The organism is Caballeronia sp. dw_276 (assembly GCF_018449635.1).
Taxonomy (GTDB): domain Bacteria; phylum Pseudomonadota; class Gammaproteobacteria; order Burkholderiales; family Burkholderiaceae; genus Caballeronia.
Map to the genome: position 1 here is coordinate 1 of NZ_JAAVUV010000038.1, position 1,901 is coordinate 1,901.

Sequence of the window (1,901 nt, forward strand, 5' to 3'; positions counted from 1 at the left end):
AACACCGGTATCCATCACCGCCGCACCTGTGCCTGAGCATTGCCATTTCTGCCAATGTGTCTGTTCGGGCTTCGTACGCCTTGGGCCGCTTCGCCGTCGGGTCTTCCGTGATGTTTGCATTCCTACGCATTTCACAGGACATGACCCATGACCATTGGAACCGAACTTGAAGCACAGATCCTGCGCTACTACCACGTCGAGAAGTGGCGCTGTGGCACCATCGCGCGCCAGCTGCACGTGCACCGCGGCACCGTCCAGCGCGTGCTAGCTCAGGCCGGACTGCCCCGGATTGGCACCGTTCAGCGGCCCTCGCAAATCGATGCTTACCTGCCGTTCATCCTTGAGACGCTGAAGAAGTTTCCGTCGCTCACAGCCAGCCGCCTGTATGCCATGGTCTATGAGCGCGGCTACCGCGGCGGTCAGCACCACTTCAGACACCTGGTTTCGCTTCATCGTCCGCGCCCGGTGGCCGAGGCGTACCTTCGGCTTCGCACCTTGCCTGGAGAGCAAGCTCAATGCGACTGGGGGAGCTTCGGCCATCTGCAGATCGGACGTGCGCGTCGACCCCTGATGGCCTTCGTGATGGTGCTGTCGTGGTCGCGACAGATCTATCTGCAATTCTTCCTCGATGCGCGGATGGACAGCTTCCTGGCCGGTCACGCCGGTGCCTTCGCGGCATGGTCCGGCGTCTCAAGGGTCATCCTGTACGACAACCTTAAAAGTGCAGTGCTCGAACGCCAGGGCGACGCGATCCGCTTCAACCCAACGCTGCTCGCGTTCGCCGCACATCATCGCTACGAGCCCCGACCAGTGGCCGTAGCCAGAGGCAACGAGAAGGGGCGCGTCGAGAGGGCAATCCGGTTTGTACGCGAGAACTTCTTTGCCGCGCGCAAATTCGTTGACCTCGACGACCTCAATGCCCAGGCCGCGCTCTGGTGCGCCGGACCTGCGGCCGATCGACCGTGCCGGGAAGAGCCCGCCATCACCGTGCGTGAGGCCTTCGCCCGCGAACAGCCCAGTCTATTGGCGCTGCCGGGGAATCCGTACCCGTGTGAACTGCAACTGGCTGTGCAGGTCAACAAGACGCCGTATGTTCGCTTCGATCTGAACGACTACACAATCCCACATACGCACGTGCGGCGCACGCTCACGATACGGGCCAATCCGCGGCAGGTCCGCGTCCTCGACGGCGCCGATCTTCTCGCCACCCATGAGCGCAGTTACGATCGCGGTGCACAGATCGAGATTGCAGCGCACATCGACGGACTCGTCGAGCACAAACGCGAAGCGCGTCACCATCGTGGCCTGGACCATCTGAGCCGGGCCGCGCCGGCCAGTCAGGCCCTGATGCTGCGTGCCGCTGAACGCGGCGGCAATCTGGGCAACATTACATCTCATCTGCTGCGTCTGCTCGATCGCTATGGTGCCGCCGAACTGCAGGCTGCTATTGAGGAGACCCTCGCCAGTGGTGCGGCGCCTCATCCGAATCCGGTACGCCTGGCGCTAGAGCGCCGGCGCGCGGCGCGGCAAGCGCCTCCACCCGTCGTAGTCCCGTTGCCCGAACACGTACGCAAGAAGGACACCTTGGTAACGCCCCATCGGCTCGACATTTACGACCAGATCACGGGAGACTCTGATGAACACGCCTGATGTACTACAAGCCCGCGCACACGCCTTGCGCCTGTATGGACTGCTGGCGCATTGGCCCGACGTTGCGGGCGAACCGTGGGTCGCACCTCTGCTGCAGTGGGAAGAGGACGAGCGCGGTCGCCGCTCACTGGAGCGACGTATCCGCGACGCGCATTTAGGCAGCTTCAAACCGCTGTGCGACTTTGATTGGGCATGGCCCAAGCGGTGCGATCGAGCCGCCGTCGAAGAGCTAATGTCGCTTGAGTTCGTCA

1 protein-coding gene and 1 pseudogene are annotated in these 1,901 nt (G+C 62.9%); both read left to right on the forward strand.

Going from position 1 to position 1,901, the window contains the following annotated elements:
• Window positions 1–147 precede the first annotated feature (147 nt).
• Window positions 148–1,650: an IS21 family transposase gene (gene istA, locus HB633_RS30485; RefSeq protein WP_213781846.1), complete on the forward strand. Its 1,503-nt coding sequence runs from the start codon at window positions 148–150 to the stop codon at window positions 1,648–1,650.
• Window positions 1,637–1,901: pseudogene (locus HB633_RS30490) on the forward strand (ATP-binding protein); the annotation flags it as partial. The gene istA and the pseudogene HB633_RS30490, both read left to right, overlap by 14 nt.

Bases quoted from the DNA above. Each gene is read 5' to 3' on its own strand.
- istA (WP_213781846.1), top strand. From the start codon at position 148: ATGACCATTGGAACCGAACTTGAAGCACAGATCCTGCGCTACTACCAC.